19 protein-coding genes, 1 tRNA gene and 1 pseudogene are annotated in these 14,271 nt (G+C 31.5%); 5 read left to right on the top strand and 16 right to left on the bottom strand.

The features are described from left to right. Positions 1-80: 80 nt before the first annotated feature. Positions 81-1,223, bottom strand: coding sequence for a pyridoxal-phosphate-dependent aminotransferase family protein (locus tag AB8U03_RS17605; protein ID WP_369705854.1), 1,143 nt, complete (start codon positions 1,221-1,223; stop codon positions 81-83). A gap of 219 nt (positions 1,224-1,442) precedes the next feature. On the opposite strand from AB8U03_RS17605, the gene AB8U03_RS17610 reads away from it, so the two are divergent. Then, complete coding sequence (locus AB8U03_RS17610; RefSeq protein WP_369705855.1) at positions 1,443-2,042, top strand: uracil-DNA glycosylase; 600 nt, start codon at positions 1,443-1,445, stop codon at positions 2,040-2,042. Here the strand turns inward: AB8U03_RS17610 and AB8U03_RS17615 are convergent. The 5 genes from AB8U03_RS17615 to AB8U03_RS17635 all read right to left on the bottom strand — a co-directional run bounded on the left by AB8U03_RS17615 (position 2,039) and on the right by AB8U03_RS17635 (position 6,192). Next, positions 2,039-2,473 carry a VanZ family protein gene (locus tag AB8U03_RS17615; RefSeq protein ID WP_369705856.1) on the bottom strand — a complete coding sequence of 145 codons (435 nt, stop codon included), beginning with the start codon at positions 2,471-2,473 and terminating at the stop codon, positions 2,039-2,041. The two genes, AB8U03_RS17610 and AB8U03_RS17615, sit on opposite strands and share 4 nt — an antisense overlap. A gap of 47 nt (positions 2,474-2,520) precedes the next feature. Next, entirely contained in the window at positions 2,521-3,489 is a 969-nt protein-coding gene (locus tag AB8U03_RS17620) for a zinc-binding metallopeptidase family protein (protein ID WP_369705857.1), read from the bottom strand. A gap of 25 nt (positions 3,490-3,514) precedes the next feature. Then, on the bottom strand, positions 3,515-4,519 hold the full coding sequence (locus AB8U03_RS17625) for a M42 family metallopeptidase (protein WP_369705858.1): 1,005 nt from the start codon (positions 4,517-4,519) through the stop codon (positions 3,515-3,517). After that, positions 4,510-5,541 carry a zinc-binding metallopeptidase family protein gene (locus AB8U03_RS17630; RefSeq protein WP_369705859.1) on the bottom strand — a complete coding sequence of 344 codons (1,032 nt, stop codon included), beginning with the start codon at positions 5,539-5,541 and terminating at the stop codon, positions 4,510-4,512. The genes AB8U03_RS17625 and AB8U03_RS17630 overlap by 10 nt, the downstream gene beginning before the upstream one ends. A 90-nt stretch (positions 5,542-5,631) precedes the next feature. Then, the gene (locus AB8U03_RS17635) at positions 5,632-6,192 is read right to left on the bottom strand and encodes a TetR/AcrR family transcriptional regulator (RefSeq protein ID WP_369705860.1); all 561 of its coding nucleotides are present in this window, start codon (positions 6,190-6,192) and stop codon (positions 5,632-5,634) included. Between the two features lie 322 nt (positions 6,193-6,514). On the opposite strand from AB8U03_RS17635, the gene AB8U03_RS17640 reads away from it, so the two are divergent. Together AB8U03_RS17640 and AB8U03_RS17645 are read left to right on the top strand one after the other, a co-directional pair. Next, positions 6,515-7,708, top strand: coding sequence for a multidrug efflux MFS transporter (locus AB8U03_RS17640; protein ID WP_369705861.1), 1,194 nt, complete (start codon positions 6,515-6,517; stop codon positions 7,706-7,708). Positions 7,709-7,746: 38 nt separating this feature from the next. Next, positions 7,747-8,340, top strand: coding sequence for a hydrolase (locus tag AB8U03_RS17645; RefSeq protein WP_369705862.1), 594 nt, complete (start codon positions 7,747-7,749; stop codon positions 8,338-8,340). A gap of 153 nt (positions 8,341-8,493) precedes the next feature. Here AB8U03_RS17645 and AB8U03_RS17650 read toward each other — a convergent pair whose 3' ends face one another. The 8 genes and pseudogenes from AB8U03_RS17650 to AB8U03_RS17685 form a co-directional block, all read right to left on the bottom strand. Continuing rightward, positions 8,494-8,802, bottom strand: a complete 309-nt coding sequence (locus tag AB8U03_RS17650) for a hypothetical protein (protein ID WP_369705863.1) — start codon at positions 8,800-8,802, stop codon at positions 8,494-8,496. Next, positions 8,783-8,941 (bottom strand): hypothetical protein, encoded by a 159-nt coding sequence (locus AB8U03_RS17655; protein WP_369705864.1) that lies wholly within the window; start codon positions 8,939-8,941, stop codon positions 8,783-8,785. Before AB8U03_RS17655 ends, AB8U03_RS17650 begins: the two co-directional genes overlap by 20 nt. Positions 8,942-8,967: 26 nt before the next feature. Next, positions 8,968-9,192, bottom strand: coding sequence for a hypothetical protein (locus tag AB8U03_RS17660; protein ID WP_369705865.1), 225 nt, complete (start codon positions 9,190-9,192; stop codon positions 8,968-8,970). A 1-nt stretch (position 9,193) separates the two neighbouring features. Further along, positions 9,194-9,313: pseudogene (locus AB8U03_RS17665) on the bottom strand (sigma factor); the annotation flags it as partial. 346 nt (positions 9,314-9,659) lie between these two features. Then, complete coding sequence (locus AB8U03_RS17670) at positions 9,660-9,794, bottom strand: YjfB family protein (protein ID WP_369705866.1); 135 nt, start codon at positions 9,792-9,794, stop codon at positions 9,660-9,662. Positions 9,795-9,924: 130 nt separating this feature from the next. After that, positions 9,925-10,140: a FlxA-like family protein gene (locus AB8U03_RS17675; protein ID WP_369705867.1), complete on the bottom strand. Its 216-nt coding sequence runs from the start codon at positions 10,138-10,140 to the stop codon at positions 9,925-9,927. Between the two features lie 481 nt (positions 10,141-10,621). Beyond that, the gene (locus tag AB8U03_RS17680; protein ID WP_369705868.1) at positions 10,622-11,185 is read right to left on the bottom strand and encodes a hypothetical protein; all 564 of its coding nucleotides are present in this window, start codon (positions 11,183-11,185) and stop codon (positions 10,622-10,624) included. 17 nt (positions 11,186-11,202) lie between these two features. Beyond that, a complete protein-coding gene (locus tag AB8U03_RS17685) occupies positions 11,203-12,006 on the bottom strand; it encodes a C1 family peptidase (protein WP_369705869.1) in 804 nt (267 codons plus the stop codon). Between the two features lie 335 nt (positions 12,007-12,341). On the opposite strand from AB8U03_RS17685, the gene AB8U03_RS17690 reads away from it, so the two are divergent. Continuing rightward, on the top strand, positions 12,342-12,839 hold the full coding sequence (locus AB8U03_RS17690) for an HD domain-containing protein (protein WP_369705870.1): 498 nt from the start codon (positions 12,342-12,344) through the stop codon (positions 12,837-12,839). Positions 12,840-12,931: 92 nt separating this feature from the next. On the opposite strand, the gene AB8U03_RS17695 is transcribed toward AB8U03_RS17690, so the two are convergent. Continuing rightward, positions 12,932-13,486 (bottom strand): helix-turn-helix domain-containing protein, encoded by a 555-nt coding sequence (locus AB8U03_RS17695; protein WP_369705871.1) that lies wholly within the window; start codon positions 13,484-13,486, stop codon positions 12,932-12,934. 121 nt (positions 13,487-13,607) lie between these two features. Between AB8U03_RS17695 and AB8U03_RS17700 the strand changes: the two genes are divergently transcribed. Next, positions 13,608-14,090, top strand: coding sequence for a YbaK/EbsC family protein (locus tag AB8U03_RS17700; RefSeq protein ID WP_369705872.1), 483 nt, complete (start codon positions 13,608-13,610; stop codon positions 14,088-14,090). Positions 14,091-14,142: 52 nt separating this feature from the next. Here the strand turns inward: AB8U03_RS17700 and AB8U03_RS17705 are convergent. After that, positions 14,143-14,218, bottom strand: a tRNA-Lys gene (locus AB8U03_RS17705). Positions 14,219-14,271 lie beyond the last annotated feature (53 nt).

Raw genomic sequence — 14,271 nt, forward strand, 5'->3', positions numbered from 1 at the left:
TATAATATATCTTTTCCTCCAATATTCGCATACCGATACACCAGGTTATGTTGATTTTATGGAGTTCATCATTTCACATTTTATAGAACATTTATCTCTTTCAAAAAACAGTATGCCATATCACATTTACATTTAAATTCAAAATGCTCTAAAGCTTTCTGGAGGGAATATAAAGTATAACTCACTATATCTTCTCTTGCATTTTCTCCCATATGTCCTATTCTAATTACCTTTCCCTCTAGATATCCAAAAGAACCTGCTATTAGAACATTAAAATTATCTATCATATATTTCCTCAGCTGTTTTTCATCTATGCCCTCTGGAATTTCAATAACACTTACAGTATTGGAATATCCCTTTTTTATATATAAGTTTAATCCTGCTTTTTCAATAGCCTTTCTTACACTTCTGCCAATTTTATTATGTCTTTCTAGAACGTCCTCATCCACTAAAACATTATCCACTGCTGTTTTTAATGCAGCTATATCACTTATAGGCGGCGTATATGGGAACCACTTATCTTCATAATACTTCTCCCAAACTAATAAATTGCAATAAAAAGATTTTATAGGGTTCTTTCTATTTTTCATCGCAAGAAAAGCATCCTGACTAATACTGAGCAGAGAAAGTCCTGGAGGAGCCGAAATACACTTTTGGGATGCTCCCACCACTATATCTATATGCCAATTATCAACTTCTAAATTTTCTCCTGCCATGGCAGACACACTATCCACTAAAGTCAATATTCCTTTTTCTTTAAGCATAGGACATATTTTTGATATATCATTTAATACCCCTGAAGGAGTATCACAGTGAACAACTGTAGCATATTTAAAATTACTATCCTTATCTAAAAATCTTCTTAAATCTTCTACATTTATTTCTCTTTTCCTATCTCCTTTAAAAAACACCACTTCCCCGTCATACAATTTCACTAAATCTGCAAACCCTTCTCCAAATATTCCATTGTCAATTACAAGCACCCTATCTCCCTTTTCTGTAAGAGAAGCACATGCGGCTTCTAATCCAAGCATACCTTCACCGCTTAATATTCTGACTTGATTTTTGGTTTTTAAAAGTTTAGCTATATTTTCACAAGTTTCCTTATAAAAGTCATAGAATTGAATATCTAAATCAGGATTTGTACATCGCATACTTCTGGCTAATCTTACATTTTCTCTCACCTCTGTAGGTCCTGGTGTCATTATATATGGAACTTTCAACAAAATCACTCCCTTATAATTTTACTAGCATTATATCATCAGTATTTTTATTTACAAAATGTATGAGTACAATTGTTTAATCGGCATATAATTTATTTTATTGGAGAAATATATATTTATACAATTATATTGAAAATAATAGAAATTTCTCCTTGCATGTCCGCTCTATGTTAAAATATAAGAAAATATAATTAATCTTGATTAGAAAGGAAATCTCTTATGAATAATATTGAAGAAACACTTACAGAAAAAATTAAAGAGGTATATGAAAGCTACAATGATACCCCAACAGGTGGATATATTTCAGGAGACGGTCCTATTCCCTGTGATATATTATTTATAGGTGAAGCTCCCGGAAAAACAGAAGTACAACAGGGAAAACCTTTTGTTGGCATGGCTGGCAGGACCTTTGAAAAGTATTTGAATTTAATTGGTTTGAAAAGAGAAATGATTAGGATAACAAATACCTGTTTTTTTAGACCTATTAAAATAAATCAAGGTAAAAATGGCAGAGAAACTATAAGCAACAGGACTCCAAAAGCTTCTGAAATAGAACTATTTGAGGACATATTAAATGAAGAAATTGAATTGGTCAATCCTAAAATAATTATAACTTTGGGAAATACACCTCTAAAAAGATTCACTGAATTTAATTCTATAGGCCAATGCCACGGAGATGTTTATTTTAATGAAAATCTTAAAAGATACATATTCCCTATGTACCACCCCTCCGCCTTAACTTATAACAGAAATGAAAATTTTCAATCCATGTACAAAAAGGACTGGGAAAAATTAAAGGATGCTCTAGATAATCTTTAGAGCTCCTTATTTGCTTTTTTTTTATGAATACAATAACATACTAGAAAGCCTATAATTCCTCCCATAGTATCTATTATCACATCTCTTATCCTCCCCGTTCTCCCTGGTACAAATAATTGATGAATTTCATCTGAACAAGAATATAAAAACACCACTGTAATTAAAAAAACAGCTAATTTTTTAAATTTCAAATTTTCCTTTACCGCATTGAATAACAATATTGCCAATATAAAATATTCCAAAAAATGAGAAACTTTTCTCACTATGAAATTAGCTAAATTTCCAAACACATTATTTAAATTCAAACCCAAAACCTGAAATACATATATGACAAATTCACTTTTTCTATTTGATACAATTGCCTTCTGACTGGAAAAAGCAAATATTCCCACCATCCATAGTACTACTAAAACCCATTTAAATTTTTTCATATCATATTTAAACCTTTCTCTACCCTTCATAATAATATGGTAAATTTCTATATAAGATCGTTAAAATTTCCCAATTGATTTAGTACTTTTATAGTATTTTCTATATCATTAATAGAAACCATTTCTGAAGTAGAATATTTATATCTGCAAGGTATTGCAATTTCCCCGGTTCTTATGCCAATCCTTTCCTTGTGAACTAATCCTCCCTCAGATTTATCTGTACTTATACTATATTGGAGATTCACCTCCACTTTTCTTGCTGCATTTTCTAATATATTTTTTATATCCTTATGCATTATAAGGGAATTATCCATAATCTTGAGTACAGGACCTTCCCCTATATTTACATTAGTATTTACTTTCTCTGCATTTTTCGCATCCTCAGTACCTATAACTATACAATAATCAGGATTTATACTATTTGCCGCAATTCTCGCTCCTATGCCTCCAACTTCACCCTGAGAAGCAAATACAAAATCAATTTCAGCTCCTTCCACTTTGATTTCCTCTATAAGTTTTAAAAGTACATAGCACCCTACTTTATTATGTAAAAGAGGACTTATAACATTATTATCACCTACATTTAAATATGGACCTACAAGGGATGCCATATCACCTTCATTTACTTTCTTATATGCTTCTTCTTTTTCTTTTACTCCTATGTCGACAAGCATGCCCTTGGAAGAGGTATATATTTTACCTAATGTACCATTGTCAAATCTTATAAAGCTGTGTGATATATCCTTTTTATTAAAATTACCTATATTATTCACTCTGATCATTCCATCATCATCTATATGATTCACTATAAATCCCACTGAATCCATATGGGAACATAACATAATTTTATTTTCACCGGATCCTGATTTCACTACTACATTTCCTATATTATCTTCATATACCTCCTGACTGATTTTATTTAAATGATCCTTTATTACCTGTTTCACTTCATCTTCTTTGCCGCTGATTCCAAAAGAATTAATTAATTTTACTAAAAGCTTATCCAAAATCCTCACCTCTCTATATTTTAAATAACCTATACTATAATTCTTCCAAATAGCTCTTTAACAGAACCAAAGTATTCTCATAATCAACTCTGCTGCATACAGAAATATTAGAATTCATATATCTACAAGGTATTAGTACTGCCGCAATTTTACAACTATCAACCGTAAGACGAACTGCCTTAAGTTCCCCTTCTTCCTGGGTATCTCCAACTTTTTGATAGGGAATACCCATACTAATTGCTTTATTTCTAATAGATTCTACAATATCCTTGTCAAATATGGATTCTCCTCCTTTAAACGGTATCGCAGGACCATCTGTCAATCGGATGGTCTTTAAATAGCCGGGTACTTCCAATCCATCCGTGCTGTTTACAGCATCTAAAATTATGACTATATCAGGATCAATGTTGTAAGCTGCTGCATAAACTCCTCTTTGTCCTATATTTCCCTGTACACTAAATACACCATATAGATCACATTTATAATCCTCTTTTAATAATTCCATGAGTATGGAACAACCTATTCTATTATCCAGGGCCCTGCCCTTTAAGAGGTTATCTCCAAAGTAAAAAAAGTTATTATCAAATACCACAAAGTCCCCTAATGAAATAATCTTTTTACATTCTTCCTTAGAGGAAGCCCCTATATCTATACACATATTTTCACAGGATAGACTTTTATTCACTTCCTCTTTGCTTTGAAGGTGTATTGGCTTTATTCCTATAACTCCCGGCACTCTTTTATGTCCAATCAAAATGGTTTTGCATGGCAATGAATTTTTATCCACATTACCTAAAGGTGAAAACCTCAAAGTACCATCTTCATTGTAAGCTGTTATTATAAGACCTAATTCGTCCATATGAGAAACTACCATTATTTTGGTAGAATTGTCTCCACCATTTTTATGAACTACAATATTGCCCATTCTATCTAGATTTACATTTTCAGTGAACACTTTTAATTCACTCATTATCACTTTTCCTGTCTCTTTTTCATAACCAGATGGTCCTATGGAATTACAAAGTTTTTCTAAAAACAAAATAATCCCTCCAATTCATTTTCATTTAATTCCTGAATAAATCTTGCTAAAAGCTTTCCCGTATTCCTAATATCTTTTAAATTAACTATTTCTACAGAAGTATGCATATATTTTATAGGAATAGATATCAAAAGGGTTTGTATTCCTCCTGCAGCAGTTTGGATATCCCAGGCATCTGTTCCTGTATTTCCTGATTCCACTTCAACCTGATAGGGAATATTATACCTATCCGCTGTTTTTATTATTCTATTCCTAAGCTTAGGATGTACGTTAGGTCCTATGCATATAACAGGCCCTTCTCCTAATTTATTCTCCCTGTCACTATCTCCAAATTTTCCACCGTCAAAAGTCACATCAATTGCAATACCTATGTCCGGTTTAATTTCATAGCTTGCCATCTTAGCTCCTCTATGACCTACTTCCTCCTGGCAGGAGCATACAAAATAAACATCCAGATCTGAATTAACATTTTTCAGTTCATCTGCACATACATACATAGCTGCAATACTTGCCCTATTGTCTATGGATTTACAACATATATTATCATTTAAAAGCTCAATCATATCTCTCTTTAAAGTAATGTAATCCCCTATTTTAACTAAATTATTTAATTTCTCTGAATTATAGCCAGTTTCTATATATAATCTTTCCATCTTGACCACGTTGTTATCTTTATCATTATAAGTAGGCTTCAATGCTACAATTCCCTCTACATCTTCTGTCCCGTGAATAATAACTTCCTGAGATACAAGGCTTTTAGGATCTATTCCCAAGGCTTTAAACTTTATAAATCCTTCACCTGAAATTTCATTAACCATTAAAAACACTTCATCAGCATGGGCCATTATCATTATTTTATTAGAAGTTTTACCTTTTTTATGTATATAAATATTATTTAATTTACTCATGGTTATATGTCCAAATTTTTTAAAATTATCTTCTATAATAGAATACAGCCAATCTTCTCTTCCACTGGGTGCATGAGCTTCACAAATCATTTTTAGGAAATCCAAGTCCTTCATTTTTTTACCTCCAGCCAAATATATTGATAATTTAATTGTACAATCCAATTATATCATAACTATAAACAAAATTTTCTAAAGTACCTTTTTCTATTTTCTCGAAAGGGACAAAATGAAATCTTTTATCATCAATTCAAAACTATCTTCTGGATTTACTTTATTTTGGAAATATCCAAGAAAATGCAAGGAGACAAAACCATGTAATAAACTTCTTAATTCTCGGCTTTTATGAATTAAATATATTTTATCCTTGATATAAAAATCTAAAACCTTATGAATAATGCCACCAGTTTTTTTTGCTAAACGCTTTACTTCCTCATCTTCTGTACTTGGATTATTCATCAAGAGCCCATAAGCAGTCTTGTTTTCAAAAGCAAAATCTCTATAAACACATGCAAACTCTCTGATAGCATCCTCACCACTTTTACCAATTAGTCTTTGCATTAATTTCAAATTCAACTCATTTAAAAGATATACCGTCATTTGTGTTTTAAGATCATCCATATTAGTAAAATGATTATATAGAGATGGATATTTTATATCCAGTTTTTCTGCAATTTTTGGGAAAGTAACTTGATTAAGACCAATTTCATCAGCTAATAAGAAAGCAACTTGAATAATTTTTTCCTTGGTTAAATTTCGTTTTTGCATCAGTTTATCACTCCCTATAATTTCACTTTATAAACAAAGTTCTTGGCATTAGGCGGAGTTTTTATTCCACCTAATGCTTAGAAGTTATTATCCAGGGACGTAACCACTCTTTACACCCGCTTTGGAAGAATAGTAAAAAGTCAAAACCTTTGATTCCCTGTTAATCACTTTCACAGAGCCCGATGGGAGTATTAGAGTGGGTAGTCATCGGATAAAAATAGCTTAACATTATAAAACATATTTTTCAACTATAAATAATAGTTTACAAGCTACTATTTATAGTTTATAATTATTTTTAAAATCAAGGGATGGCGATATATTTATGAAAATGTGGAAAAAGAATTTAATAGTTTGTTGGTTTGGAATGTTTGTATCAAGTATAGGAATGAGCCAGATTGCACCGGTATTGCCACTCTACATAAAACATCTTGGTATTTCTAATACAGCTTTAATTGAACAATTTTCAGGGATTGCTTTTGGTGCTACTTTTATAATTTCAGCTGTTTTTTCACCAGTCTGGGGTCATGCCGCTGACAAATTCGGACGAAAACCAATGCTTTTGCGAGCAAGCCTTGGCATGGCGGTAGTTATAGGCAGCATGGGTTTTGCACAAAATGTATATGAACTGATAGGATTAAGATTGCTGCAGGGAGTTATAACGGGTTATAGTACAGCCTGTACTACATTAATTGCAACTCAGACGGATAATGAACATGCTGGATGGGCTTTAGGTACGCTTTCAACAGCAAACATTGCGGGATCTTTACTTGGACCAATGATTGGTGGTTTTATAGAAGAGACCTTTGGTTTACAAAATGTATTTTTTATGACAGGTGCACTGCTGCTGATTGCATTTATTACAACTTCTTTATTTGTAGAGGAATCTTTTACTCGTCAGGATAAAAAGGCCCATAGTGTCAAGGAGATATGGAATGTTGTTCCTGAAAAAAGCTTAACTGTTACCATTCTTGTTACCTTTTTTGTATTAACTGTGGCATTATATTCTGTAGAACCAATCATAACAGTATATGTTACCCAGTTATCTCGTAATACAAGTCACGTTGCTCTGTTAGCCGGAATGGCATTCTCAGCCTCGGGGCTGGCAAATATAATTGCTGCTCCAAGACTTGGGAAACTTTCTGATAAGATTGGAGCACAGAAAGTTATATTAGTGGCCCTTGTAATGGCAGGATTAATTTTTATACCACAAGCCTTTGTAAAAAATCCTTGGCAGTTAATGGCGCTTCGATTTTTATTAGGATTAGCATCCGCAGGGTTGATTCCTTCTGTTAATATCCTAGTGAAGAGAATTACACCAGATTCTCTTACAGGCAGAGTTTTTGGCTTTAACATGTCGGCAGGGTATCTAGGCATATTTGGAGGTTCAGTTTTAGGTGGCCAAGTGGCATCCCATTTGGGTATCAGGTATGTATTTTTTATTACAAGTGTATTGTTACTGATAAATGCAGTGTGGGTTTATTTTAGAGTATATAAAAAGCTTAATTTAAATGAATGAGTATCACGCAAAAAATAAAATGAATGGAAGTGAAGAAAATGGGAGATATAAAATTAACAAATAAAGCTGAATTTATTAAAGCGGAAAAAACAGCCCTTGTAGTTATAGACTTGCAAAAGGGAATTGTAAACAAGGAACATTCACCTCATACTAGTGCAGAGATTATTCAAAATGCAAGCAGCTTAATTAATGCATTCAGGTCCACTGGAGCCTTTGTAGTTCTTGTAAGAGTTTCCTCTGTAGATGGAAAAGATATATTTAGACCAAGTGTGGATTTAAAAATTAATCCAATGCAATTATCGGAAGGCTGGGATAGGTATGTACCTGAATTAGAAAATTTTAAAAATGCTTATCATATTACCAAAAGACAATGGGGAGCATTTTATGGCACTGATCTTGACTTGCAGTTAAGACGTCGTGGAATTGATACTATTGCACTATGTGGTGTTTCTACTGGAATTGGAGTGGATACTACAGCAAGAGAAGCTTATCAACGTGGTTATAATCAAATTTTTATTGAAGATGCAATGACAGCTTCGACAAAAAAAGAGCATGATTATGTTTGTAGATACATTTTCCCTAGAATAGGTAAGATTAGAACAAGTGAAGAAGTAGTCTTATCATTAAGATAAAATCAGGTATTAATATTTAATTTGTTTACTGATTAAGAGGCAATTATGCCTTTTTTTCTTTGAAGTTATATAGATGTCAATACCATATTATGTAATTTATGTTTCAGTACATGATAGGATGCTCTCGTTATTCTAATTTAGAGGAACATCTAATTATCCACTATACCTGATTCTATTAATCATTGTAATATATTGGTTTTCAATCTCTTTTCTCCAATCTGTATTTGAATCATACCCTATTCTATTGTCTTTACTGGTTATTGCTTTGAGCCCGCTCTTTATGAATTCAAATTTACTGCTGTTTATATCTATATAAATTGCTGACAATTTATTATCCTTGCCATTTGCCAAACTGCCTTTGAATTCCTGCTTTGTAAATACATCTTCATGAGTTATAAATTGATATCCTCCTATAATCCAGCCGGAATTTCCAATATTTTTGCTAACTATGCCTGTCTTCACTGGATATTTTCCCCCTCATTAAATATTTATCAAACTGATTCAGAAGATAATCATTGTATCCATATAGTTCACATCGTGCCCCATCCACAAAAATATTTGAGGTATACTTCTTAATATACACATTTTCTACACCACTCATGCTTTTATGCTATTAATTTTTACGACTCATATACCTCCGGTACCGCCCTTTTCATAAATATCAGAGTGGCTGCAAGTACCACGGACATTATAACCATAAGTATATACGGGATCTATATATGACTCAATAATACGTCTTATATTGTCCCATATAAGGTACATACCCATACAAACCAGAAGTATCCCAAAAAACAATCTCTGTTTTTCAAATAAATTTTTGTCCAGTTTGAGCAGTTTATCTATGGAAAACATAAAATTTATTCAACTTTTCATAAGCAGTTAAAAAAGTTTGCTGTGCAGTGTCTTCTGCATCAAAATAATTTTTTGTAAAAGGAAAACAGATGGTAATGATTAAACGTTCATATTGTCTTATCTAATTTTCAAATTCATTTTTTTGAATAGTCATCACCGCCTTTTTTATCCTTACACTAATATAACTATTTATAAATAAAAATCACTTCAACAATTTCAGTTTTCATGTAAAATATGTTTTAATTTATAAGCTGTAAATTTTATAATACCCATTTTACAATACAAGTACAAATTCCAGTTTTCAAATAATAAAAAGGCAATATTAAATCTTGAATTACAATGGAGGTGAATGAAATAATCACTCACCTCCTTTTGATATCTTTAACGCTCTTAAATAACTTATTTTTCTATTTTCAAATCCTGTATATTAGCTTTTCTAAACACCAACTACATATTCGTACAACGGCTTATGCTTTTACATCAAGAGTTTTCCCCAGATTTGGATCCTGCATCTCACTGATACTTTCTATCATCTGCTGAGCATTTTCCTGTCCATTATCCAGTATTTTTCTTGTTAAAGCTGTACCTACTGAAGTGGACACATTAAAATGTATCTTTTGAAAGTTTGATTTTATTTTCCAAACCTGACTCTGAAGTATCAAAAATTGTCTGGGTCTTTCCTCTTGAAGCAGAAATACTATCTTTATTATCTATCTGATCCATCTGTACCTGCTAAATTTGTGCCTCAATACTTTGAATCTGACCTTGAAGAGGTTTTATAAGCTCCTGCTTTGTTCTAGTATCCAAACTACCATTTTTTATATTGTCTATCTGCTTCTGAACTGCTGCTTTCTGGTGCTGCAGTATCTTTATCTGATCCTCATTGGATTTACCAGTTTTGCTGCTTGATATACTCTTTATTCCACTAGAAGAAATTGAACTTATCATAGACGTACATCTCCTATTAAAATACTATAGTTATATTATCGTAGTTTTATTATAAATATTTAATATGCGTTTCCGGATTGAATTGATATACTATGTTGTTTCGTTCCTTTTATAGAAAAGAAAACTTTTCATGCCTTTTAAAGGACCTTTTTTACTTGAGATATTGTTCTACATTCTCCCCTATAAAAAAGCAGAAAATCTTGTAGAAAAATCATTTACAAATCCGCCAATAGCAATGACCAATATCAGCATCATATTAATATTATTCAAGATTTAAGGTATCGTCTAATTAATTTAAATACACTTTTATCCTTTATTTTCCTCGAGAACCTCTCCATTAATATATCATGATTCACCTTCTATTTTATCAAAGTGAGGTTTTTTGTCCGTTGTTTAAGTTTTCCTGAACTCACCTGCATAGCAGGTGGTTTTCATTTTTTATAAAAATAAAGCCTAGAGCAATTTTGCCCTAGACTTAAAATTATTGAGTTACAATATTTTGTAATTGATTTTTACGTTCCTCTGGAGTTTTTAGATTGTATACTTCAGAATCTATCTTTGAATCTATAATAGTTTTTAATTCACTTGTTATAGGGACTTTAGCCTGAATTAAGACTGCGGTAATTGCATTTACAGCAGCTTCTTTTCTTTTATCTGCTGTTATTTTCCCTGAAAGATATTTTTCTGCTGAACTTCCAACACTACTTGATACAGCATTGTCTATAAGATTAAACACTTCTGTATCATTTAATTGTAAATCTCTTATAACTGCCCTTATAATATTTTCAAAATCCTCTGCCGTAAAATATTTTAATCCAAATTTATTTTCCAAGCTTTCAAGAGCCTTTGAAACTAATTCCTCAATTTCAATTCCAGGATATTGTTGTAATATGCTATTAATTATATCCTTAGCAAAGACCTCAACTTCATGAAGACGTTTCTGTCCCAATATAGTTTTTAGAGTTGCATAGACATAAGGTGATATAACCAATATAATTATAGTGATCACGGCAGGCAATGCTTCCATAATTAAGCCTTTTATCATACATATCACTCCTTGTTTTATTTTAGATCTATATACCACCAATCACTTGAATATTTTAATAAAAACTGTGCAGGCATATAAATATATCCTTTATCTCCAAAGCTTGTACCCCAACTATTCCTGACTATAAAATATAATCCTTTATATCTAGTCTTAGTAAATATTTTTTCAAACTCACCCTCAAATTGAGCAAATATACTTTTATCTTTATGAAAATATCCACATACATTAAGAGCATGTCCTCCTAGTAATTCCTCACCTTTACGTGGCATGGGTATATATCCATCTGAGCCTATATTTTCAAAGCTTTCATACACATCTATACCTATTAGTACTGGTTTTTTAAGCACTCCAACAGAATATAAAATATCATCTATAGTAGTAACAGCATATTTTTTTACTGCTTTATGCTTTTTAGCATCTGCGTCCATTTCTGGAGTGGGCGGAACAGTAAATTTACTTATATCATAGGGATCTAAGATTTCAGTACATGTTCCTATAGCAGCAGCAACTTCAGCAGAACATGAAATTGAACTACCACTGTCTTCTTTAATATCTCCATCTTCTTTTCTCTCCTGAAAATAAAAATATAATTCTGATAGAGAAACATCTTTATTTAATAAATATTCCAATACACTGCATGCGGAAAAGCTCGTACAAGCTCCTAATTGGCCCTGATCTTTAATTGACCCATATCCTTCTCTTAAATCTGCACTTTGAGGTATTATTACGTTTTTCTTTACATGCTCATGAAATAATAAATCTCCCTTTTTAATTTTTCCCTTTTTTAAATTATATTTATATGGTAATTTCTTTCCCATTTTTATATTCCTCCAATTGTTTACTTTTATAAGAGAGTTTCTCTTAAGTAGTAGATATGCAAAATTTAAAATTTATACAAAAATAAAAGTTCTTTTTTTTGATTATTTATCTTCATTTTCTTTCTCCTTTTGCTATATTAGTATGATTTATTTATAATAGAATTAATGAAATCAAGTGATTTTTCGATTCATTTGGAGTCTGCCCATAGGAAATGCTTTTTGTACCGCACCTTAAAAGAACTTACACATAAACGTATCATTGCTTATCATCTCCAATTTAAAAAACTGGGAATGTTAACAATAATAGTCATCGAATAAAACGCAAGGAGGAAATTATGATAAATATAACTAGTTATGTTATAGGAAAAATGATATCTTATTTTGGAAATGATATTAAAAGAATAAATCATGCTTTAAAGGTATATGGTTTTTGTAAAAGCATCGGAGGCATAGAAAAATTAAATGAATATGACATGCTTATCCTTGAATTAGCTGCTATACTTCATGATATAGGAATTAAAGAGAGCGAAAGAAAATATAATAGTTCAGCTGGAGATTATCAGGAAATTGAAGGTCCTCCTATAGCTAAAGAATTGCTGAAAGGTCTCAATTTAGATGAGAATATAATAGAAAGAATATGCTTCTTAATAGGCAATCACCATAGTTACAACAAAATTGATAAAACGGATTTGCAGATATTAATTGAGAGTGATTTTTTAGTTAATGCATATGAAGATAATATTAAAAAAGCTGCTATAAAATTCATGAAAGATAAGTATTTTAAAACTCCTGCCGGTAGACGGTTCCTGGATACAATTTATACTAATCAATGAAATTATATTTCTAAATACTTGTTATTGAAAATGAGGACATGTTTATCTTTTACATAAATATGTTCTCATTTTATATATAACTATATAGCTAATTATTTAAGGTAATAAATTATGTTCTGAAAGCTTACTGTATTATTTGTCGTATTTCTATAGCAATGGGGCTTATTGGCTAAATACCTTATGGCATCACCACATTTCAATTTATATACATCCTGACCTATTATCATTTCCAGCTCTCCTCTATTGACAATAATATATTCCTCCAGTCCATCATTATGTGGTGGGGATTCATGATTACATCTTGGTTGCAATTCAATAGTAAATATCTCAAACCTTCTCTTATTATCATAAGGGAAAAGAGGATATACCCTCATTTTTTTATCACTTTCAATTATTGGCTTTATATCATTATAAGTGACATAAATAACTTCACTGAATTTTTCCTCCATAAAATAAGAAAAAGAAACATTAAGACCTGTGGCAATTTTCCACAGAGTAGTTACTGTAGGACTTGAATTTCCCCTCTCTATCTGTGCCAACATAGCTTTGCTCACACCAGTCAGCAAAGCCACTTTATCTAGACTTAAGTTCTTTTGTTTTCTTATATTATTTAAATTCTTTCCTATTATAAAATTAAAATCTTTCAAGTTTATTCTCCTCCAATATATTGTATATTATAATGTACTTATGTATAATATATAATACAAGAATATTATTATAATACCATAACATTTAAATTAATTAAATAAAATAAAGGGGGTAATTCTCATGTCATCTAATAATCTCAGCAAAAGTGCTGAAAAAATACAAAATGTACTTGATAAATTTAAATTTAAGCTAAATGTATTAGAATTATCTGGTTCTACCCGAACTTCACAGGAAGCAGCTGATACAATAGGTTGTAGTGTAGGTCAAATAGCCAAATCCTTAATTTTCAAAGGTAAAGCTTCTAACAAACCTATACTTATAGTAGCAAGCGGCATAAATAGAGTAAATGAAAAAGCAATCAAAAAATATATTGGAGAAAAAGTACAGAGACCAGATGCAGATTTTGTTTTAGAACAAACCGGTTTTGCCATAGGGGGTATTCCACCCATTGGCCATAAAAATTCCTTAACCACTTTAATTGATGAAGATTTGATGAAATATGAGGAAATATGGGCTGCTGCCGGAACACCTCATGCAGTTTTCAAATTAACTCCACAAATTTTAAAAGACATAACACGGGGAGACATTATATGTATTAAATAATTAGCTGCAAATCTTTTTAAAACAAAAAAGGAAGTATATAATATACTTCCTTTGGTGGCTCACCGGGGAATCGAACCCCGGACAACATGATTAAAAGTCATGTGCTCTACCAACTGAGCTAGTGAACCATATAAAATTATCTGGCGATGACCTGCTCTCCCACAGGGCCTCCCCTGCAGTA

The organism is Clostridium moutaii (assembly GCF_041205085.1).
GTDB classification, from domain to species: domain Bacteria; phylum Bacillota; class Clostridia; order Clostridiales; family Clostridiaceae; genus Clostridium_B; species Clostridium_B moutaii.

Bases quoted from the DNA above. Each gene is read 5' to 3' on its own strand.
- AB8U03_RS17635 (WP_369705860.1), bottom strand. From the start codon at position 6,192: ATGCAAAAACGAAATTTAACCAAGGAAAAAATTATTCAAGTTGCTTTC.
- AB8U03_RS17645 (WP_369705862.1), top strand. From the start codon at position 7,747: ATGGGAGATATAAAATTAACAAATAAAGCTGAATTTATTAAAGCGGAA.
- AB8U03_RS17700 (WP_369705872.1), top strand. From the start codon at position 13,608: ATGTCATCTAATAATCTCAGCAAAAGTGCTGAAAAAATACAAAATGTA.
- AB8U03_RS17640 (WP_369705861.1), top strand. From the start codon at position 6,515: ATGAAAATGTGGAAAAAGAATTTAATAGTTTGTTGGTTTGGAATGTTT.
- AB8U03_RS17660 (WP_369705865.1), bottom strand. From the start codon at position 9,192: ATGTTTTCCATAGATAAACTGCTCAAACTGGACAAAAATTTATTTGAA.
- AB8U03_RS17610 (WP_369705855.1), top strand. From the start codon at position 1,443: ATGAATAATATTGAAGAAACACTTACAGAAAAAATTAAAGAGGTATAT.
- AB8U03_RS17630 (WP_369705859.1), bottom strand. From the start codon at position 5,541: ATGAAGGACTTGGATTTCCTAAAAATGATTTGTGAAGCTCATGCACCC.
- AB8U03_RS17685 (WP_369705869.1), bottom strand. From the start codon at position 12,006: ATGGGAAAGAAATTACCATATAAATATAATTTAAAAAAGGGAAAAATT.
- AB8U03_RS17690 (WP_369705870.1), top strand. From the start codon at position 12,342: ATGATAAATATAACTAGTTATGTTATAGGAAAAATGATATCTTATTTT.
- AB8U03_RS17615 (WP_369705856.1), bottom strand. From the start codon at position 2,473: ATGAAAAAATTTAAATGGGTTTTAGTAGTACTATGGATGGTGGGAATA.
- AB8U03_RS17655 (WP_369705864.1), bottom strand. From the start codon at position 8,941: ATGAGTGGTGTAGAAAATGTGTATATTAAGAAGTATACCTCAAATATT.
- AB8U03_RS17680 (WP_369705868.1), bottom strand. From the start codon at position 11,185: ATGATAAAAGGCTTAATTATGGAAGCATTGCCTGCCGTGATCACTATA.
- AB8U03_RS17675 (WP_369705867.1), bottom strand. From the start codon at position 10,140: ATGATAAGTTCAATTTCTTCTAGTGGAATAAAGAGTATATCAAGCAGC.